Source organism: Pseudomonas sp. A014, assembly GCF_052378495.1.
Classification (GTDB): domain Bacteria; phylum Pseudomonadota; class Gammaproteobacteria; order Pseudomonadales; family Pseudomonadaceae; genus Aquipseudomonas; species Aquipseudomonas machongensis.
Genome location: NZ_CP199001.1, coordinates 4,059,116 through 4,079,959 on the forward strand (window position 1 = coordinate 4,059,116; position 20,844 = coordinate 4,079,959).

A 20,844-nucleotide genomic window follows, 5' to 3' on the forward strand; every position below is an offset into this window, starting at 1 on the left:
CATGAAAAAAGCCCCCTGGCAGCGATGCCAGGGGGCTTTTTCATCTGCTGCCGATACTCAGGACAGCACCACCGCGTCCTGCTCGAACAACGCCCAACCACCCTTTCCATCGACCTCCAGCCGGTGGCTGTGAAAGCCAGCCAGCGTGCTGCGGTGCCCGACACTCACCAGCAAGGTTTCCGGCATTTCGTTGCGCAGCAGCGAATACAAGGCATGTTCCAAACCTTCATCCATCGCCGAAGTGGACTCATCGAGAAACACCACGTGCGGCTGGTTGAACAATACTCGGGCGAACGCCAGGCGCTGCTGCTCGCCGATCGACAGGATGCGCGTCCAGTCGCGGCTTTCCTCCAGGCGCTCGGCCAGATGCGCCAGGTTCACTTGCCGCAATGCCTGTTGCATCCGTGCATCCTGCTCCTGACCGACCTGGGCCGGGTAGGCGATGGCGGTGCGCAGATCCCCCAACGGCAGGTAAGGCCGCTGCGACAGGAACAGCGCCTGCGCCCCCAAAGGCCTCGCGACCGCCCCTTCTGCATAAGGCCACAATCCCGCCAGGGCCCGAAGCAGCGTGGTCTTGCCGCTGCCCGAAGGCCCCTTGATCAGCAATGCCTGCCCGGCCTGCAGGTTCAGGCTCAGGTCGGCAATCAACCGGTGGCCATCCGGGCGCAGCACCTGCAAACCTGCGATATCCAGGGCCCGCGGCAACTCGCGAGTTGCCACGTGCGGCAGCTCGCTGGCCTGGTGGTTGGCATCGAGAAAACCGGTGAGACGATCGAGGGTCGCGCGGTAGCTGGCAAAGGTGTCGTAGGACTCCCGGAAAAACGATAACGAATCCTGCACCTGCCCGAACGCCTGCGACGTCTGCATCACGTCACCCAGCTTGATCGCTCCGCTGAAGAAACGCGGCGCCTGCAGGATAAACGGGAACACCACCGCCACCTGGCTGACACCCAGGTTGAAACCGTTGAACTTCAGGCTCCGCCAGACCAGCGCCCAGACATTGCCGATCAAGGCGAAGAAGCGCCCGAGCAACGTGCCCCGCTCGACCTGCGCGCCCTGGTAGAAGGCAATGTTCTCGGCATTCTCGCGCAAGCGCATCAGTGCGTAGCGGAAGTTCGCCGTGAGCTTCTCGTTGAGGAAATTCAAGCGAATCAACGGCCGCCCGAGGCGGAAAGCGATCCAGGTGGCGATGAGCACATAGACGTACACCGCAAACACCATCGCCCGTGGCACCTCGACCCCAGCCACTGCCAGTGGCGCCGACAGCCCCCAGAGAATACCGGTGAAGGCAACCAGCGAGACCAACGCACTCACTGCCCCAAGGGCCAGCGACACCGAGCCGGTAACGAAGGCGTTGACGTCCAGTTCGATACGTTGGTCCGGGTTGTCCACCGGCTCTTCGAGGAATTGCCCGCGGTAGTAGGCATCTCCGTGCATCCAGTCGGCGGTCAGGCGCTCGGTCAGCCAGACCCGCCAATGGATGTTGAACGACTGGGTGACGTAATAGTTGAACAGAGAACGCAGCACATGAATGGTTGCCAGTACCGCGAACACCCCGAGCAGGTACCAGAACGCCGTCTGGTCCATGCCCTGCAGGGCGCTATAGAAACCGTTGTACCAGAACGAGAACAGCACGTTCATGCGCACCGAGAACAGCGCCAGGAACAGCAGCAGGGCGAACACCAACAGCGGACGCCAACTGCGCCTGAAGCTGAAGTAATCGCCTGCCAGTTGCCAGAACTGCTGGCCCCAGCGAGTGAAGCGCACCGCCAGGAAAGCGGCGGCGGTGAAGCCGACAAGGGTGATCAATGAAGCGACTGCAAGCCAGCTCAGGCTCTCTTGCAGGGCCTGGTGCCAGTTCATTTCCATGGTGGGGTTTCCGTGGCGAGTATTTACTCGAGCCTAGCACCGGCCGGGGTTGGCGAAGATGACGGAGGTTTCATGTTGGGCGTCGCCATGAACACTAAACAGGCGACAAGCCGATGATGGTCCGCCCGATGCACTTGTCGAAAACCGCTTCCAGCGGCGAATAATCGCAAACAACTGCCGCTATGTTCGCAGCCACCCACTCATCAGGATCGACCGACCACCAGTCGATTTCAAAACCCGCGTTCAAGATCACGTGTTCATAAAGAATCCGCTGAGCTCGCCCATTTCCCTCGCGAAATGGATGGACCATGTTCAAATCGCCAAAGCTTTCTGCCACGGCGCGGATCAGATCCGCACGCGAATAGCCCTCATACCAGCTTTGCCTGCAAGGCTGCTGAATACTTTTGAAGCTTCGGCTTCAATGCGACTCATATTGCAGAAACGCGTGTGGCCTTTGGAAATATCGAGCGTGCGAATTTCTCCAGCCCACGCATAAATATCCTGAAAAAGCGCGCGATGAAGCCTCTGGAGATAGGGAAGATCATAAGGAGGGAGCTCGAATGGGAGCTGGCTGGCGGCGAGCTCGGAAAAGTCCCGCTCGGCCCTGGCAAGCGCTGAATCATCACGAAGATCCAGTAGATTGCACAGGACGACCGTACCGGAATAACAGTAGGCGTCCTGTCCGACACCTTACTTATCCAAGGATCAAGCCTGCTTGCGGTAGTGACGCAACAACTCTTCCTTGGACGGGAGCTTACGCTCCGCGGAGTCAGGCGTGACATCAAAACCCTCAAGGCGCAGACTGGCTGCGTAGTTCGAGCGGCGAGTCTTTTCCCAAGCTGCTTTTTTGGTTTCCAAGCTAATGCCTTTCACCGTTCAACGCCTCTCACGGGGTGATGGAAGTTCGATTATAGCGAAAACGGCTAATGCCTGCGCGGCCTCGGCATGGGTCATGCCGAGGCCAGATCACTACCCCAACGCCTCCCGCACCTTCGAATCGAGTCCTTCCCCCGCATGGGACTCGATCCATTCGCTCAACTGCCGGCGCATCGCTGGGGTCCAGAAATTCTGCAAGTGCTGCCTCACCCCCTGCACCGCCAGCGCCCGGTCCGGCTCGCTGTCGAAGTAGTGGGCGATCTGGTTGGCCATCTTGACCAGGTTGTCACTGCTCATCGGCGCACCTCGGCTTTTTCCTGGCCCTCGGCCTGGCGCCGTTCCTTGAGCAAGCGCTGCTGTTCGTCACTGAAATGCTGATAGCGCTTCTGCCATTCAGAGGGCTGGAACACCCGCACCACCTCAACCGCCGTGACCTTGTACTCGGGGCAGTTGGTGGCCCAGTCGGAGTTGTCGGTGGTGATCACGTTGGCACCGGACTCGGGGAAGTGGAAGGTGGTGTACACCACGCCCGGCGCCACCCGCGCACTGACCCGCGCACGCAACACGCTCTGCCCCGCACGGCTGCCCACGCCAACCCAGTCGCCGTCGCGGATGCCGCGGCTTTCGGCATCGCTGGCGTGGATCTCCAGGCGATCCTCATCGTGCCAGGCAACGTTGTGGGTGCGACGGGTCTGGGCGCCGACGTTGTATTGGCTGAGGATGCGGCCGGTGGTCAGCAACAACGGATAACGGGCATTGACCTTCTCGTCGGTGGGTACATAACCGGTGAGCATGAATCGCCCCTTGCCGCGCACGAACTGGTCGATGTGCATGGTCGGGGTGCCGTCGGGCGCGGCTTCGTTGCATGGCCATTGCAGACTGCCATGACGATCGATCTCCGCGTAGCTGACGCGGTGGAAGCTCGGCGTCAGGCGGGCGATCTCGTCCATGATCTCGGACGGATGCCGGTAGTCCATGCGGTAGCCCAAGGCATTGGCCAGGGCCACGGTCGCCTCCCAGTCGGCCTTGCCGGCCAGCGGCTCCATCACCTTGCGCACCCGCGAGATGCGGCGTTCGGCGTTGGTGAAGGTACCGTCCTTTTCCAGGAACGAGCTGCCTGGCAGGAACACATGGGCGAACTTGGCGGTTTCGTTGAGGAAGATGTCCTGCACCACCACGCACTCCATGGCCATCAGTGCCGCAGTGACGTGCTGGGTGTTCGGGTCACTCTGGGCGATATCCTCGCCCTGGCAGTACAGCGCCTTGAAGCTGCCATCGAGCGCGGCCTCGAACATGTTGGGAATGCGCAGACCAGGATCAGGCTGCAAGGTAACGCCCCAGGCCTGCTCGAATTCACTGCGCACGGTCTCGTTGGAGATATGCCGGTAGCCTGGCAATTCGTGAGGGAAGGAACCCATGTCGCATGAGCCCTGGACGTTGTTCTGACCGCGCAACGGATTGACGCCCACGCCTTCGCGACCGATGTTGCCGGTTGCCATGGCCAGGTTGGCGATGCCCATCACCGCCGTGCTGCCCTGGCTGTGTTCGGTGACGCCCAGGCCATAGTAGATCGCCGCATTGCCAGCGCCCGCATACAACCGTGCCGCCTCGCGGATCTGCTCGGCAGGCACGCCGCAGATCGGCCCAAGCGTCTCGGGTGAGTTCTCGGCCAGGCTGACGAACTCACGCCAACGCGTGAACTCGGCACTCTCGCAGCGCGCGTCGATGAAGGCCTGGTCGAGCAGCCCTTCATCGACGATCACATGGGCCAAGGCATTGAGCATGGCAACGTTGGTGCCCGGACGCAGTTGCAGGTGCAGCTCGGCGCGGGCGTGGGGCGAGTCGACCAGGTCGATGCGGCGCGGGTCGATGACGATCAGCCGCGCGCCCTGGCGCAGGCGGCGCTTGAGCTGCGAGCCGAACACCGGGTGAGCGTCGGTCGGGTTGGCGCCGATCACCAGGATCACGTCGGCCTGCATGACCGAGTCGAAGCTCTGGGTACCGGCCGATTCGCCCAGGGTCTGCTTCAGGCCATAACCGGTCGGCGAATGGCAGACCCGCGCGCAGGTGTCGACGTTGTTGTTGCCGAAGGCGGCACGCACCAGCTTCTGCACCAGATAGGCTTCTTCATTGGTGCAACGGCTGGAGGTGATACCGCCGATCGAGTCGCGTCCGTACTTGAGCTGGATGCGTCGGAACTCACTGGCGGCATAGGCCAGCGCCTCATCCCAACTGACTTCCTGCCATGGGTCTTCAAGGCGCTTGCGGATCATCGGCGTGGTGATGCGATCCGGGTGGGTGGCGTAGCCCCAGGCGAAGCGCCCCTTGACGCAGGCGTGACCGTGGTTGGCGCCGCCGTTCTTGTCCGGGACCATGCGCACCAGTTGATCGCCCTTCATCTCGGCGCGGAACGAGCAGCCCACCCCGCAATAGGCGCAGGTGGTGATCACCGCACGCTCCGGCTGGCCGAGCTGGACCAAACTCTTCTCAGTCAGGGTCGCTGTCGGACAGGCCTGCACGCAGGCGCCGCACGACACGCACTCGGAGGCGAGGAAATTCTCGCCACCGGCCGCTGCCACCCGCGACTCGAAGCCTCGACCACTGATGGTCAGGGCGAAGGTGCCCTGAATGTCTTCGCAGGCACGCACACAGCGGCTGCAGACGATGCACTTGCTGGGCTCGTAGTCGAAGTACGGGTTGGAGACGTCCTTGGCCTCGTCAAGATGGTTGGCGCCGTCATAGCCATAGCGCACCTCGCGCAGGCCCACCTGGCCGGCGACCGTTTGCAACTCGCAGTTGCCATTGGCAGAGCAGGTCAGGCAGTCCAGCGGGTGATCGGAGATGTACAGCTCCATGACATTGCGCCGCAGGTCGGCCAGGCGCGGCGTCTGGGTGCGCACCACCATGCCTTCGCTGACCGGCGTGGTGCATGAAGCTGGGTAGCCGCGCATACCGTCGATCTCGACCATGCACATGCGGCACGAGCCGAAGGCTTCGAGGCTGTCGGTGGCGCACAGCTTGGGGATGCTGGTGCCCAGCAGCGCGGCGGCGCGCATCACCGAGGTGCCTGCGGGGACACTGATCGCACGGCCGTCGATGTTCAGGCTGACCTGCAGCTCACTGTCGCGGGCAGGCGTGCCCAGGTCGATGTCGCTGTTGGCGGGGTCGAAATAGTTGATCATTGCGCGGCCTCCGAGCTGGCCAGACCGAAATCGGCGGGGAAGTGCTTGAGGGCGCTGGCCACCGGGTAAGCGGTCATCCCGCCCATGGCGCACAGCGAGCCGTACTGCATCGTGTCGCACAAATCGCGCAGCAGGTGCGCCTGGTCTTCGCGCGCAGCAGGGTCGCTGCTGGCGATCAGGCGATCCACCACCTCCATGCCGCGGGTCGACCCGATGCGGCAGGGCGTGCACTTGCCGCAGGATTCCTCGGCGCAGAACTGCAGGGCGAAACGCGCCATGCCGGCCATGTTCAGCGTGTCGTCGGCGACTACCACACCACCATGGCCGATCATCGCGCCGATGGCAGCGAAGGCCTCGTAGTCCAGCGGCGTATCGAACTGCGACGGCGGCACCCAGGCACCCAGCGGGCCACCGACCTGCGCAGCTTTCAGCGGACGACCACTGGCGGTACCACCGCCATACCCCTCGACCAGCTCTCGCAGGGTCAGGCCAAAGGCACGCTCGACCAACCCGCCCTGGCGCACGTTGCCCGCCAGTTGGAACGGCAAGGTGCCCAGCGAACGGCCCATGCCAAAGTCGCGATAGAACGCTGCACCTCTTGCCAGGATGATCGGCACAGAAGCCAAGGTCAGGACGTTATGCACCAGCGTCGGCTGGCCGAACAGGCCCTCGAGCGCCGGCAGTGGCGGCTTGGCGCGCACGATGCCGCGCTTGCCTTCGATCGACTCCAGCAGCGCCGTCTCTTCGCCACAAATATAGGCGCCAGCCCCCACACGCACTTCGAGCTCGAAGGCCACGCCGCTGCCGGTGACGTCCAGATAACCGGCTTCGCGGGCCAGCATCACGGCCTCGTCGAGCACTCGAATGGCGTCCGGGTATTCGGAGCGCACATAGATATAGCCTTTGCTAGCACCGACCGCGAGGCCGGCGATGATCATGCCTTCGATCAGCAGGAACGGATCGCCTTCCATCAGCATGCGGTCGGCGAAGGTGCCGGAGTCGCCTTCGTCGGCGTTGCAGACGATGTACTTCTGCCCGGCCGGTGCCTGGCGCACGGTGCGCCATTTGATACCCGCTGGAAACGCAGCCCCGCCTCGGCCACGCAGGCCGGAATCCAGAACCGCGGCAACCACTGCATCGCCGTCCATCAATGCAGCCTTGCGCAAGCCCTCGAAGCCCCCATGGGCTTGATAGTCATCCAGCGACAATGGCCGGGTGATGCCTGCGCGGGCAAACAGCAGGCGCTGCTGGGTCTTCAGGTAAGGGATCTGTTCGACAGGGCCCAATGCCAGTGGATGCTCAGCCCCTTTGTCCAGGGCCTCCAGAAGGCCCGGCACGTCTTCGGGCATGACCGGTCCGAAGCCCAGGCGCCCTTCGGCGCTTTCCAGCTCCAGCAATGGCTCGAGCCAATACAGGCCACGCGAGCTGGTGCGCTGGATCTGCAGCGGCAGTTGCCGCTTCGCGGCCTCACGTTCGAACGCCTCGGCGACCTGGTCGGAGCCCACTGCGCGAGCCAGCGAATCGCAGGAAATACACAGCTTGATCATGCGCCCGCCTCCACCCTGCAGCTGTTCACCAAAGCCTGCAGACGCTCCGGCGTGAGCCGCGCATGCACCTGGCCGTCCAGCTCCAGCGCCGGCGAGCAGGCGCAAGCGCCGAGGCAGTACACCGGGCGCAGACTCAATGCTCCGTCGGCAGTAGTGCCATGGTCGTCCAGCCCGAGCTGTTCGCGCAATTGCGCGGCCAGGGCTTCGGCGCCGCGGCTCTGGCACGACTCGGCGCGGCACAGGCGCAGGGTGTGGCGTGCCGGGGGCGAAGTGCGGAAATCATGGTAGAAGCTGATCACCCCACGCACCTCGGCGAGGCTGAGGTTCAGCGCATGGGCGATCTCGGGGACTGCTTCATCGGGTACATGGCCCAGGCCTTGCTGGATGGCGTGGAGGATCGGCAACAGCGCGCCGGGCACCTCCTTGTGGTTGTCCAGCACGCGCTGGATCAAGGGCAGGTCAAGCGTCTCTTCAGGCATACAGCGGACCTCGGCAACCCGGAGCCGCCCGAGGGTGCGGGCAGGTGTCCGGCGGTGTTCTGCTGCGGCGTTCCGGGCCTGTCACGGTCACAGGGTCACGGTCGCCCTCCTCGCCCAAGCCGGTGCGTCTGTGCGCACTCGGTCGTCGGACATCCTGATAAGAATGGCACCGTTGGCCGAAAACGGTAGCGTGCAAGCGACAGGGCACATCCTGAAACCGACGCATGCGAGACTGCACATAAGCTCACCTCCACAAGCGCAGTGCCAATCCGGGAAAGATAGTTACGAGTAATTTCACAACATTTCACTTAGTTAATAGCTTGCCGACAACAATGGCTATTTACCAAACAACACTTCACTTGACAGGCAACTAAATTCACAACTTCCACCGCGGCAATCACATCATTTAGCAAACGCGTGAAAACGATAATGAACTCACGCTTCGCACGTTTATTTTACAATTTGAAACAAATATGACTTATTGCCTCCTTATCGTCGGAATCCTCCTGTATCACTAGGTCCGGCCCCATGAAAACCTCGAACACCGACGCCCCTGGCACAACGTCCTCGGACAATCCCCTCGCCCGTTTCGAAACTGCGGTCACCCGCTCGCTTTCCAACTTCAAGGACACGCCAGACCCCACGCCGGCCGGCAACAAACGCTTCGTCGTCGCCGCCGCGGTCGACAACAAGAAGGAAGCGGAAATCGCCGCCGCACTGGCCACTAACGACCCGGAAGTCATCAAGCACCTCAACGATCCCAACCTCGCCGATATCGGCAACACCGGCATCCCGCTGGCCAACATCGCCTCGATCACCAAGCTCTCCGACAACGTGCTGGACCTCAAGACCCGCGACGGGCGCGACATCGTCATCATCAAGCAGATGACCCCCTACCTGTTCGACGGCATGGCCAGCAAGACCGACGCCGTGGACGCCCTGAACAAGAGCAAGGCCGAGGGCTATCGCATCGCCCAGGCCGGCGATGTGCCACCGGGCATGGACGACTACAAGTTCATCGGCCCTGCCGACGAGGTCGGCCCCGGCCTGATTCGCTACGAAACCCAGTCCGGCGACAAGGTGATCGTCGCCAACGAGACCAACCATGCCCTGTTCGACCAGGTGAAGTCCGACGGCGAAGCCCTCACCCTGATCAACAAGAGCGAGCAGGAAGGCTATCGCCTGGCCAAGGCCGACGAGCCCGCCGATGGCATCAAGGCCATCGGTACGCCCGAGGAACTGGGCCACGGCCTGATCCGCTACGAAACCGAAAGCGGCGAGAAGATCATCGTCTCCCAAGGCATCAGCCCGGATCTCTATGCCTCGATGAGCAAGGAGTCCAACGGCATCTTCGGTGTCGACGGCGCGGTCGACACCAGCTGGATCGACAACTCCAAGTACGCCAGCGGTGTGCGCGACTGGGACACCATCACCGGCAACAAGGGCGGCGACAAGCCCACCCAGGCCGAAAAAGACCTGGAGCGTCCGCGCGCCGCCGCCAAGATGCTCAGCGACAACTGGGACAAATGGGGCCTGCACGACCGCAAGATCGACTTCGCCAACCCACCCAGCGACCTGCCGCCCGAGGCGCAGGCCACGCTCAAGTACCTGGCGGGCAGCCCGAGCTTGATGAACGCCCTGGACAGCGGGGGCCTGGGCAAGAGCGATGGGGTCATCACCCACGCCGATGTCGACAAGTTCATCAGCCAGCAGAACAAGGATCTGTCGGCTGCCTCCTCTTCCTATTCGAAGTTTCTCTCGAAAAACCCGGGCGCTTCCGACCTGGCCAAGGAAAACGCCAAGTCCGCAGCCATCGTCATGGCCAACATCTCGCTGGTCAGCAGCGCCGGCCCGGCCATGTGGGGCGACAACCAGCGTGCCAACAACGGCAGCCTGACCACCGACAACCTCAACGCGATCAAGTCCGACAGCGGCCTGAGCCCCGAGCTGACCGGCGCTGCCGGTTACTGGTCCAACCCGGGCATGTGGCACGTGATGGACTCGGCCGGCGACCACCCCGCGACCGCCTCCTCCGACGGCATCGTCCAGCAGAAGAACATCGGCGCCTGGCTGGAAAACCAGGCGCCGAAGGACGACCACGGCGTGCTGATGATGCTCAGCAACGCCTCGATTCGCGGCTCCCTGGCGGGCGTGGACACCTCCAAGCTGACCAAGGACGTGCTCGAGCACCCCGAGAACTACGACGGCAAGACCAAGGCCGCGGCCATGCTGGAGATCACCGACGCGCGTGCGCGCCTGCAGGCCAGCGACAAGGTCGACGGCGACCTGTATGCCGGTATCACCGCCGACAGCCAATACCACCTCAACCCGACCAAGTCCAAGGTCATGAAGCAGCTGGACGATGCCATCTCCAAGCTGGGCAACGACGCGGACGTCAAGGCCTACATGGCCGCAAACCAGGGCCCGGGCATGCGCGACATCATCAACGCCGACCCGGCGATGAAGAAAGCGCTACAGCACAGCCAGGACAGCCAGATCAACAGCGGCAACATCATCAACACCGCCCTGGCCACCAAGGATGCCAATGGCAACCGGTTGTCGCTGCCCGACGCCCTCGCCATGGCCGGTACCGATGCCACCCTGACCGACCTCGCCCTGGGCGGCGACGGCAACGTCGACCTGGCATCGATCGCCGACAAGTCGGGCAAGTCCGGGGATATCGAGCAGTATTTCCGCGAGCACATCCTCAACGGCAAGGGCCTGGAGGACGGCCTGTCCAAAGGCGGCGACCCGATGACCGTCATCGGCCAGTACGCCTCCAATGCCGCGCTGTTCAAGGAGTTCCTCGGTGACAAGGTGACGCCGCAGGAAGCCTCCGAAGTCGGCCAGCGCATCAACCAGGCAGTGTCCGATTCACTGATCGACGGTGCCGACAACACCACGCTCAAGGATATCTTTGGCGACGGCAGCGGCAACTTCGATGAAAACAAGGCCAAGGCCATCATCGACAAGGCCATGGCCGACGATCCGGACATGTTCAAGGACTCCAGCGGTACGCCGATCCGCCCGCAGGATGTGATCTCGATGCTGCGCTCGGTGTGGGACACCAACCGCCAAGGCGAGAAGATCAGCGACGTCCTGCCCAAGTCGATCGACGGTCTGAAGCTCAATGTCAGCGAGTCCTACAAGCAAGGCCTGCTGCACATCGGCAGCGCCCTGCTCGCCGGTGGTGTGCTGGCTGCCCGTTCCGCCACCGGTGGCAACAGCCCGACCGACAACGCTTCGCGGGTTTCGGCAGGCATGCAATTCGCCGGCCTGATCATCGAGGGCGGCACCAAGTACGCCAAGGAAGCCGGTTATGGCATGGTCTGGAAACCTACCCCGGTCGATCCGTCCAAACCCGCGCCGATCGGCGAATTCCCGACCGGCAAGATGGTGCAGAACACCGACGGTATCAACCGCCTGGGCAACCTGGGCAAGGTCATCGGCGGTGCGGGCAGCTTCATCGGCGGCGTGCTGGGCCTGATCAGCGGCGTCAACAGCGCCTTCGCCGGTGACAAGGTCGGGGCCGGCTTCTCGCTGACCACCGGCGCGCTGGGCACAGGTGCGGCGATCACCTCGATCATCGAAGGCGGTGCGGGCCTGTTCGGTCTGGCCGATGTCGGCGCCATCGCCGGTGCCTTCTCCGGCGTACTGGGCTGGGCCACGGCGGGTATCGGGCTGGTAGCCGGGATCGTGTTGCCGATCATCGAAGTAGCCAAGCGCGAGAAGATGCAGGACCAGTTCTTCGGCGAGCTCAAGCCGGTGCTGGACAAGTACGACCTGACCGGCGGACCGATCACCCAGGAGGATCGCGACGAGGAGTACAACTTCGCCTACGGCTGAGGCAAGGCTGCCCGCGCCTGCTGGCCTGCGATGCAAGGTTGTCAAAACCTGCGTGGGCCTTGTGGGAGCGGGCTTGCCCGCGAAAAAAACACCGCGCTGCCAGGCACGGGCTACGCCCGTGTTCCCAGGAAAAGTCGGGGCGCTGAACCGCCGCTGCCCTCCACTACACCCCAGAAAATTCCGAATCTCTCCGCCAATACTTCAGCTCAAGGCCGCCTGGGAATTATCCTACGCAGCACGCAGCCGTTTCTCTGTTGTTGAAGATAAGCATCAGGGCTAATTTCCCCGGGTCGCCCTTATGGCGACCGGGGGTGAGAGCCCGGCTTTACTGAAGAGTTGGCGGCACTGCTATGGCAGCAGTGCGTGGGCAGGCTTCTGCCTGGCCGGTTTTTGCTAACTCTCGCCGGTCTCTCACCCCACGCACCGCTGCCACCCTTATCCTGTGAGAGGGATGATGAAGGTGGCTACTTTGCTTAATGGGAGTTAGCCATGAAAAAGATCGTCCCCGATCCACCCCGACTCAAACTCGTCAACAACCGCTACTTCTCCATCCATTCCGACCTCATTCCGCCCGACGCCTTGGCTCACGCCAGCGAACTGTTGCGCGGCGTCAGCGAAACCCTCGACGAGCACTGCCGGGCCCTGGCCGGTACTCCTGGCCTGAACATGCTCGCCAACGCAGCGCACGCCGCAGAAACGGCTCGCGCCTTGATCGAACATGCACTGAGGCGGATGTGAAAGAGGTTTGCCGATGAATGAAGGCACCACACCCGGCATCGCCACTGCGCTAGGGATATTCCGCGTGGAACCCGGCATTCCCGTCGGCCAGGCTTTCGACGAAGTCTCGCTACTACTGGGATGCGTGCGCGACCTGAGCGAAATGGGTGATGAATCAATCACGCCTGCGACCATGGTCGCCCTGAGATATCTGAGCGCCATGGCCAAAGCATTGATGAACGACCTGGAAGTCGCCAGAAATCACTCGCCTTGAGTAACTGCGGCGGCCACATAGCCTGCAATACACTGCCCGCCCCTGTAGGGGCGGCAGTTCGGCGCCCCGACTTGCCATCGAAGCAGACACCCCGGCAAATCAAACTGGCGTAGTCAGTGACAGCAGGACTATAACCACCTGATCCTACGCGCGCTTACTTCGCCGCCGCAGACAATTGCTGGATCAATGCCACTGTCAGATAAAGCCTCGGCGCGATGCTCGACAGCTCGATGTACTCGTCATCGGCATGCAATCCCGCTCCCACCACGCCCATGGTTTCAAGCACTGCCGGCTTCTCGCTGCCGGGCACGTAGGCATAGCCCGCATCAGTCCCGAAACGCATAGCGATTGGCTCGATGTTGCGATCGATCTTCGCATAGAGCGCCTGGGCGGTTTTCGCCAGCTGCTCGGAGCCGGCGTTCTTCGCCAGCGGCGGGCGGCCCTTGTCGAGGCGCACCGTCACTTCGGTGCCCTCGATGAGTTTTTTCTGCACCAGGCGTTGCGCGTCGGCCAGCACCCGGTCACTTTCGCTCAGGTCCGAGTAGCGCATGTCCGCCTCGGCCGTGGCGCTGGCGGGAATGATGTTGCGCTTGTCGCCCGCCTTGACCATCGTCCAGTTGACCGTGGTGCCTTTGGCCGGGTCACCGAGGTCCTTCAACTGCAGCATCTGGTGGGCCAGCTCCATGGCGGCATTACGCCCAGCCTCAGGTGCGGAGCCTGCGTGGGAAGACTTGCCTTTCACTTCGAGAAATACGCCATTGATGCCATTGGTCGCGACCGTCACCGCATCCTTGTCCGGGGGCTCGTACGAGAACACGTAGTCATGCTTGCGCGCCAGCTCCGCGATGATCGCCTTCGAGCCGCTGGAGCCGGTTTCCTCATCCGGGTTGAACAGTACGGTCAAGGTGCCGAAGCCTTTGAACTTCTCGTCCTGCAGCAGCTTCAGCGAATGCAGGATCATCGCCACACCACCTTTGGCATCGGCCACGCCAGGACCATAGGCACGCTCGCCCTCGACCTTGAACGGCCGCTTGGCAGCGGTGCCCGGCAGGAACACCGTGTCGTAGTGGACCATCAGCAGGAACGACTTGCTGCCGGTGCCCTTGAAGGTGCCGACGATATTGTCGCCCGCCGAGGGGCTTGCAGGGCTGGTCTTGACCTCGGCACCCAACGCCTTGAGCCGCTCGACCAGCAGAGCGCTGACGGTTTTCAGCCCCGGCGCCTGGCCGGTTCCGGTATCGACATTGACCAGTTGCTTGACGGTCGCGAGATAGGCCTTCTGCTCGGCTTCGGCCTTTTTCAGTAGCGCGTCGGGAGTCAGGTTGGCGGCAAGGGCGGAAAACGACAGGAATGACAAGGCGATGGCAGCGGCGATCGGTGAGCGTCGGATGGGCATGCGAAGTCCTTTATCAATGCAAGGGGAACCTGCAGCTTTGACCATCGATGGCGCTGGCGCCAGCTTTGTAGACCATTTGATGAAATGCAGGCCATTGGCCTTGATGCAGGAGACCCCGCGATTGCGGGGCCGGAGATTTAGGCAAAGGCCTTGATTGTCAATGCGGTGATGCCCGCCACTGCTGTCACCAGACCGGTCGCGATGCCGATCGGGTACCAGAAGGTTTCTCGGGTCAATTTGCCTGCTTCGGCATTGAGCTTGCGAGTCTCTGCCATCAGTTTGGCGATTTCGACGTGAATCTTCTCCGCTTCGGCTTGGGGCATGTCGTATGGATGCATGAGTCTTCCCTTCGGTGCGGGCTGTTTGTGGGTTTCGACATGGCGCGGGTTGGTTGGGACGAATAACTTATCTTAAGGCGAACGTTCGGCAAAATCAGCTGGGAGCTACCCAAGCCGTAGGTTGTTTCGCAGGCAATGGTTCCATACCGGACTGACCACCGGGGCCGCGGCAAGCAAGGCTATACAGGCAAATACGTGGTGCTCTTGGTAAACTGGCGTCTTGAACGCCTCCTGTCGCTGTTTTGTTGGTACAGCGCCCCGAGCGAAGGGTACAACGCGACAAAATTGTCGGTAATCGGTACTGAATACGTTGAACGAACGCACTGCTTCACAAGCCTCAAACCCACAAACCACGCGCCCTGAACCCTCCCGCCGGTTCAGCGTTGCACCCATGATGGACTGGACCGACCGCCACTGCCGGTACTTCCTGCGCCTGCTCTCCCAACGCGCCCTGCTCTACACCGAAATGGTCACCACCGGCGCCCTGCTCCACGGGGATGCGGCGCGTTTCCTGCGTCATGACGAGTCCGAGCACCCGCTGGCCCTGCAGTTGGGCGGCAGCAACCCGGCTGAACTCGCCGCCTGCGCTCGTCTGGCGCAGGAGGCGGGTTACGACGAGGTCAACCTCAACGTCGGCTGCCCCAGCGACCGGGTGCAGAACAATATGATCGGCGCCTGCCTGATGGGCCACCCGGCGCTCGTGGCCGACTGCGTCAAGGCGATGCTCGACGCGGTCGAGATTCCGGTGACGGTCAAGCACCGCATCGGCATCAATGGCCGCGACAGCTATGCCGAGCTGTGCGACTTCGTCGGCCAGGTGCGCGACGCGGGCTGTCGCAGCTTCACCGTGCATGCACGGATCGCGATCCTCGAGGGCCTGTCGCCGAAGGAGAACCGCGAAGTGCCGCCGCTGCGCTACGAGGTGGCGGCGCAGTTGAAACAGGACTTCCCGGACCTTGAGCTGGTGCTCAACGGCGGTATCAAGACCCTCGACGAATGCCGCACGCACCTGCAGACCTTCGACGGCGTGATGCTGGGGCGCGAGGCATACCACAACCCGTACCTGCTGGCCGAGGTGGATCAACAACTGTTCGCCAGCGACGCGCCCGTCGTGACGCGCAGCGAGGCGATGGCGCGGCTGATGCCGTATCTGGTGGCGCATGTAGAAAGCGGCGGGGCCATTCATCACATCACCCGGCATATCCTCGGCCTGGGCCAGGGATTCCCGGGGGCGCGGCGGTTCCGCCAGTTGCTGTCGGCAGACATTCACAAGGCGGCCGAGCCGCTGAAGGTGGTCGAGCAAGCGGCAGAGTTGCTGGCCGGACGCTAGGGGAACCCTGGGCGGGGGCTGGACTCGAAGGGGGAGTCGATGCCCCATCCAGGGGCTGCCATGTGGCCATCGCGGGGCCAGCCCGCGCCCGCATGACGCAGGATAGCCTTAGCCGGTGTTTGGCCTTGAGTGGCCGCCAGGGCTCGGGTAATGTCAAGACACTCACAGGACAGAGCATCAGGACAGAGCACGCCCATGACCTCAAAGCTGGAACAACTCAAGCAGTTCACCACCGTGGTCGCCGACACTGGGGACCTGGATGCCATCACCCGCCTCAAGCCGGTCGATGCCACCACCAACCCGTCGCTGCTGCTCAAGGCCGCGGCCATCTCGGGTTACGCCGACCTGCTCAAACAGGTCAAGGCTGATGCCAAGGGCAACGTCGACCTGGCCTGCGACAAATTCGCGGTGGCCGTGGGCGCGGGCATTCTCAAGGTCATCCCCGGGCGTATCTCCACCGAAGTGGATGCACGCCTGTCGTTCGATGAGCCGGCGTTGCTGAACAAGGCACGCCAACTGATCGCGCTGTACGAAGCTGCCGGCATTTCCAAGGATCGCGTGCTGATCAAGCTGGCCTCCACCTGGGAAGGCATCCGCGCCGCCGAGAAACTGGAAAAGGAAGGCATCCAGACCAACCTCACGCTGCTGTTCTCCTTCGCCCAGGCCCAGGCCTGTGCCGATGCCGGGGTGTTCCTGATCTCGCCGTTCGTGGGCCGTATCTACGACTGGTACAAGAAGAGCACCGGCAAAGAGTACGTCGGCGCCGAGGATCCAGGCGTGCAGTCGGTGACACGCATCTACGATTACTACAAGACCAACGGCTACGACACCGTGGTCATGGGCGCGAGCTTCCGCAACGTCGGGCAGATCGAGCAACTGGCCGGGTGCGATCGCCTGACCATCAGCCCGGAACTGCTGCAACAGTTGAGCGACGACCAAGGCGAGCTGCCGCGCATCCTCAAGCCGGGCAATACCGGCGAAGCCAGGCAAGTGCTGAACGAGAGCCAGTTCCGCTGGGCGATGAACGAGGATGCCATGGCCACCGAGAAGCTGGCCGAAGGCATTCGCCAGTTTGCACGCGACCAGGAGAAGCTCGAGGCGTTGATGGCCGACAAAGGCTGACACATATCCGAGTTGTGGAACGGGCGGGAAGTACTGAGTATTTCCCGCCCGTTTGCGTTTGTGTATTCGAAAAAGAAGCTGCCGGCCCATCGCGGTAAAAGCCCGCTCCCACAGAAGCATGTGCCCTGCCACGGAATAGGTGCTGCTGTAGGAGCGGGCTTGTCCCGCGATGGGGCCGGCAGCCTCCCAACAGATGGAAGCAATGACCACCACCCTCCCCCTCGTCCTAGCCGGCCCCGTACTGCGCCGCCTGGAACCGCAACGCCTGGCCATCTGGCTGGTCGCTTCACGATCACTGAACCCCAAGTTCGTGCTGGACTGCCCGCACGTCGGCAGCCAACTGGAGTGCCAGGTCGTCGCCATAGGCGAACATGCTCATGTACACCTGCTGAGCCTGCACTTCGACCAGCCCTTGCCCGAAGATGTGCTGCTGGAGTACGACCTGCACCTGGACAATGATCAGAGCATCGCCGACTGGGCGCCGCACCTGCTGTACCCAGGTGCCAGTCGTCCGAGCTTCGTGTTGCGCAAGCGTATCGATCCATTGCTGCACGGCTCGTGCCGCAAACCCCATCACCCCGCCGCCGACGGCCTGCTCTGCGCCGACCGCCTGCTGCTCGACAACCCACCCCCTGAACAACGCCCGGCACTGCTGATGATGACCGGCGACCAGGTGTATGCCGACGATGTGGCCGGCCCCACCCTCAAGGCCATCCACGGCTTGATCGAACGCCTGAAGCTGTTCGACGAGCCTCTCGACGGCGCGCTGGTCGACAGCGGCCAGGCGCTCTATCGTCATCCCGCCTGCTACTACCATCGCGCCGACCTGCTGCCAGCCCAGCAGGGCAATGAGCCGCTGCGCCGGCGTTTCTTCCGGGGCAAGCGCAAGCCGATCTTCTCGTCGAGCAATGCCGACAATCATCTGGTGACCTTCGCCGAGGTCATGGCCATGTACCTGCTGGTCTGGTCGCCCATACCCTGGACACTGGTGGGGCTGGAGGCGCCCGAAGGACTCTCTGTCACGCGCCAGCAGCGCTACCAGGACGAACTGCCGCTGATCGAGGCGTTCCGCGACGGACTGGGCCAGGTGGCGCGCGTCATGGCGCACCTGCCCTGCCTGATGATCTTCGACGACCACGACATCACCGATGACTGGAACCTGTCGGCGCAATGGGAGCAGACCGCCTATGGCCACCCCTTCTCGCGCCGGATCATCGGCAACGCCCTGCTCGGCTACCTGCTGTGCCAAGGCTGGGGCAACGACCCCAAGGGCTGCACAACGCTGGTCGAGGGATTGCAGGCACTGACTGCAAATGCACCGCAGGGCGCACTGGACGGTGAGGCCCTGGATACACTGATCGGCGATCTGCTGCGTTTCCAAGGTTGGCAGTACGACCTGCCCAGCGACCCACCGCTACGCGTACTGGACACCCGCACCCGACGCTGGCGCAGCGAAAGCAAGCTGGGCAAGCCGTCCGGGCTGCTTGACTGGGAAGCGTTGTGCGAACTGCAGCAGGCCCTGCTCGATCATCCGTCAGCGATCATCGTGTCACCGGCGCCGATTTTCGGGGTCAAGCTGATCGAGACGGTGCAGCGGGTGTTTACTGCACTGGGCTACCCGCTGCTGGTGGATGCCGAGAACTGGATGGCCCATCGCGGCGCCGCTCAGGTGATCCTGAATATCTTCCGCCATTCCCGCACACCGGGACACTATGTGATCCTGTCCGGGGACGTGCATTATTCATTCGTCTACGAAGTGCTGATCCGCCACCACCAACGCAGCCCACACCTGTGGCAGGTCACCAGCAGCGGGATCAAGAACACCTTTCCAGTGCGCCTGCTGGATGTGCTCGACCGTCTGAACCGCTGGCTGTACTCACCGCGCTCGCCGCTCAACTGGTTCACCCAGCGCCGATCGATGGAGGTGGTGCCGCGCGTGCCAAGCCGAAGCAAGGCCGGGGAGCGGCTGTGGAATGGTGCGGGCCTGGGGCAGGTATTCTTCGACGAGCAGGGGCGGCCGGCGCGGGTTGTCCAGCTGAGTGCCGAGGGCGATGAAGCGACGGAGTTCGTGCGGTGTGGTGAGAGGGACCGCTAGCGGATCCCGGGGCGCCATTGGCGCCGAATCAGGAACGCTCCAGCGCACTCACCAGATCACGAAACGCTTCGCGGTTGGAGTCGTTCAGGCCCATGAGGATCTTGTGCGCCTCCAGCACCTTGGAGCGCACCACTTCTTCGTTCTGATCCTGCGATGGCAAGTCGCTCAGGCAATCCGGGCATGGCAGCGGACGGTCGACGATGTTGAATACCTGGTCGAATCCCATCGACTGCAATAGCCGGGAAATGTCCGGGTTGGTGGTGACCACGGTCGGCAGCAGGCCGACCTTCTGCCGCGACAGGATCGACAGCTTGGCCAGCAGGCCCAGGGTGGTGCTGTCGATGCTTTCGGTTTCGGTCAGGTCGATGACGATGGCCGAGAAATTCAGTGCGGTGAAGATCTTCTCGATCGTCGCATCCAGCGCCGAACACAGGGTCAGGCGCACTTCACCGACGAATTTCAGCACGAAGGTACCGCTCTGCTCGGCGAACTGGATTCTACCGGTACTCATTGAAGGTTCCTGCTCAACACCAATAGGGCGATATCATCCGGCATCTCCCCAAGCGTAGCCAATCCGAATCGTTGGCGCAGCCCGTCCAGGCTGCCCCCCGCGGTCTTGACGATTTCCGGCAAGGCCGCTTCCTTATCTTTGAGTGTATCCCCAGGCAAAAGGTCCAGGATGCCATCGGACATGAGCGTGAGACTGAAGCGCGGCGGCAGCTCGAGCACATGGTCCTGGTAGGTGGCTTCATCGAACAGCCCCACCGGCAGGCCACGGCCTTCCAGATAGCGGGCCTGCCCCGGGGTATAGAGCACAGGCAGCGGCAGGTGGCCGCCGACGCTGTAGGTCATCAGGCCGGTGTCTTCGTCGATCACCCCGCCGACCATGGTCACATGCTTGCCCAGCTTGCAGTTGATCAGGCCACGGTTGATGTGCGCCAACACCTGCGACGGCTTGAACTCGCGCATCTTGCCGTTGCGCTTGAATTCGAACAGCAGGCGGGTGGTCATGAACTTGAGCAGCACGGTGACGAAGGCCGAAGACGCGCCATGGCCGGACACGTCGGCGAGGTAGAAGGCGATGCGGCGCTCGTCGACGCGGAAATAATCGGTGAAATCGCCGGAGAGGTAGAGCGAGGGAATGATCTGGTGGTCGAACGACAGATCGCCCGCAGTCCACGGCTTTTCCGGCAGCATGTTCATCTGCACCTGGCGACCGGCGGTCTGGTCTTCCTGCAGCAGGTGCAGACTGGCTTCCAGCTCCCGGTTGGCAGCTTCGAGCTTGTCGCGGTAGCGCTGGTTCTCGAGCACCAGGCGCGAACGGTCGAGCGCACGGCGCACCGAGTGCTCGAGCACGGCAAGGTCTTCCAACGGCTTGATCAGGTAGTCGGCCGCGCCCAGGCGCAAGGCCTCGACCGCATCGCTCATGACGCCCGCACCGGATACCACGATCACGGGCAACTGCGGAGCGTGCTCGGTGATCCGGCGGATCAATTCGAGGCCGCCCATCTGCGGCATGCGCAGATCGCAGATCACGAGGTCGGGCTGGTGTTCTTCGAAGACCTGGAGCCCCTGCTGGCCATTACCGGCCTGGAGGACGCTGAAGCCACTGTCTTCCAGATAGGCGGCGAGGCTTGCACGGACCACGTCGTCGTCATCGATGATCAGCAGCGTTGCACTGGTTTTCTGCATGTGGGCGAACGGCGCCGATTGGTTGGCGTAGCGGACATCGGCAAGGGCGACGGACGGCTACTGGAATACTCTGTGACCACT

Annotated in this window: 16 protein-coding genes and 1 pseudogene; 6 read left to right on the plus strand and 11 right to left on the minus strand. The window is 62.9% G+C overall.

All coding sequences use genetic code 11. From position 1 onward, the window contains the following. Positions 1-57: 57 nt before the first annotated feature. The 7 genes and pseudogenes from ACTYOL_RS18875 to ACTYOL_RS18905 all read right to left on the minus strand — a co-directional run bounded on the left by ACTYOL_RS18875 (position 58) and on the right by ACTYOL_RS18905 (position 7,953). Positions 58-1,869 (minus strand): ABC transporter ATP-binding protein/permease, encoded by a 1,812-nt coding sequence (locus tag ACTYOL_RS18875; protein WP_444756914.1) that lies wholly within the window; start codon positions 1,867-1,869, stop codon positions 58-60. A gap of 94 nt (positions 1,870-1,963) precedes the next feature. Beyond that, a pseudogene (locus ACTYOL_RS18880) lies at positions 1,964-2,517 on the minus strand (Fic/DOC family protein). A gap of 57 nt (positions 2,518-2,574) precedes the next feature. Next, a complete protein-coding gene (locus ACTYOL_RS18885) occupies positions 2,575-2,742 on the minus strand; it encodes a YhfG family protein (RefSeq protein WP_197891646.1) in 168 nt (55 codons plus the stop codon). Positions 2,743-2,838: 96 nt separating this feature from the next. Continuing rightward, on the minus strand, positions 2,839-3,042 hold the full coding sequence (locus ACTYOL_RS18890) for a formate dehydrogenase subunit delta (RefSeq protein ID WP_444756915.1): 204 nt from the start codon (positions 3,040-3,042) through the stop codon (positions 2,839-2,841). Next, complete coding sequence (gene fdhF / locus ACTYOL_RS18895; protein WP_444756916.1) at positions 3,039-5,927, minus strand: formate dehydrogenase subunit alpha; 2,889 nt, start codon at positions 5,925-5,927, stop codon at positions 3,039-3,041. Before fdhF ends, ACTYOL_RS18890 begins: the two co-directional genes overlap by 4 nt. Further along, positions 5,924-7,474 (minus strand): formate dehydrogenase beta subunit, encoded by a 1,551-nt coding sequence (locus ACTYOL_RS18900; RefSeq protein ID WP_444756917.1) that lies wholly within the window; start codon positions 7,472-7,474, stop codon positions 5,924-5,926. The genes fdhF and ACTYOL_RS18900 overlap by 4 nt, the downstream gene beginning before the upstream one ends. Further along, complete coding sequence (locus ACTYOL_RS18905) at positions 7,471-7,953, minus strand: formate dehydrogenase subunit gamma (protein ID WP_054895549.1); 483 nt, start codon at positions 7,951-7,953, stop codon at positions 7,471-7,473. Before ACTYOL_RS18905 ends, ACTYOL_RS18900 begins: the two co-directional genes overlap by 4 nt. Before the next feature lie 528 nt (positions 7,954-8,481). On the opposite strand from ACTYOL_RS18905, the gene ACTYOL_RS18910 reads away from it, so the two are divergent. The 3 genes from ACTYOL_RS18910 to ACTYOL_RS18920 all read left to right on the plus strand — a co-directional run bounded on the left by ACTYOL_RS18910 (position 8,482) and on the right by ACTYOL_RS18920 (position 12,790). Then, the gene (locus ACTYOL_RS18910) at positions 8,482-11,799 is read left to right on the plus strand and encodes a type III effector HrpK domain-containing protein (protein ID WP_444756918.1); all 3,318 of its coding nucleotides are present in this window, start codon (positions 8,482-8,484) and stop codon (positions 11,797-11,799) included. A gap of 489 nt (positions 11,800-12,288) precedes the next feature. Next, positions 12,289-12,537, plus strand: a complete 249-nt coding sequence (locus ACTYOL_RS18915) for a hypothetical protein (protein WP_197891635.1) — start codon at positions 12,289-12,291, stop codon at positions 12,535-12,537. Between the two features lie 13 nt (positions 12,538-12,550). After that, positions 12,551-12,790: a DUF3077 domain-containing protein gene (locus ACTYOL_RS18920; RefSeq protein ID WP_444756919.1), complete on the plus strand. Its 240-nt coding sequence runs from the start codon at positions 12,551-12,553 to the stop codon at positions 12,788-12,790. A gap of 154 nt (positions 12,791-12,944) precedes the next feature. Here ACTYOL_RS18920 and ACTYOL_RS18925 read toward each other — a convergent pair whose 3' ends face one another. Further along, positions 12,945-14,186, minus strand: a complete 1,242-nt coding sequence (locus ACTYOL_RS18925; RefSeq protein ID WP_444756920.1) for a M20/M25/M40 family metallo-hydrolase — start codon at positions 14,184-14,186, stop codon at positions 12,945-12,947. Between the two features lie 137 nt (positions 14,187-14,323). After that, positions 14,324-14,509: a hypothetical protein gene (locus tag ACTYOL_RS18930; RefSeq protein WP_444758165.1), complete on the minus strand. Its 186-nt coding sequence runs from the start codon at positions 14,507-14,509 to the stop codon at positions 14,324-14,326. Between the two features lie 325 nt (positions 14,510-14,834). On the opposite strand from ACTYOL_RS18930, the gene dusA reads away from it, so the two are divergent. The 3 genes from dusA to ACTYOL_RS18945 all read left to right on the plus strand — a co-directional run bounded on the left by dusA (position 14,835) and on the right by ACTYOL_RS18945 (position 19,071). Next, entirely contained in the window at positions 14,835-15,854 is a 1,020-nt protein-coding gene (gene dusA, locus ACTYOL_RS18935) for a tRNA dihydrouridine(20/20a) synthase DusA (RefSeq protein WP_416765485.1), read from the plus strand. Between the two features lie 195 nt (positions 15,855-16,049). Continuing rightward, positions 16,050-16,976, plus strand: a complete 927-nt coding sequence (gene tal, locus ACTYOL_RS18940) for a transaldolase (RefSeq protein ID WP_444756921.1) — start codon at positions 16,050-16,052, stop codon at positions 16,974-16,976. 202 nt (positions 16,977-17,178) lie between these two features. Next, on the plus strand, positions 17,179-19,071 hold the full coding sequence (locus tag ACTYOL_RS18945; RefSeq protein WP_444756922.1) for an alkaline phosphatase D family protein: 1,893 nt from the start codon (positions 17,179-17,181) through the stop codon (positions 19,069-19,071). Positions 19,072-19,099: 28 nt separating this feature from the next. Here ACTYOL_RS18945 and rssC read toward each other — a convergent pair whose 3' ends face one another. Both rssC and rssB read right to left on the minus strand, forming a co-directional pair. After that, entirely contained in the window at positions 19,100-19,582 is a 483-nt protein-coding gene (gene rssC, locus ACTYOL_RS18950) for an anti-sigma factor antagonist RssC (protein WP_054894422.1), read from the minus strand. Continuing rightward, positions 19,579-20,763 (minus strand): two-component system response regulator RssB, encoded by a 1,185-nt coding sequence (gene rssB / locus ACTYOL_RS18955; protein ID WP_054894423.1) that lies wholly within the window; start codon positions 20,761-20,763, stop codon positions 19,579-19,581. The genes rssC and rssB overlap by 4 nt, the downstream gene beginning before the upstream one ends. Between the last annotated feature and the right edge of the window lie 81 nt (positions 20,764-20,844).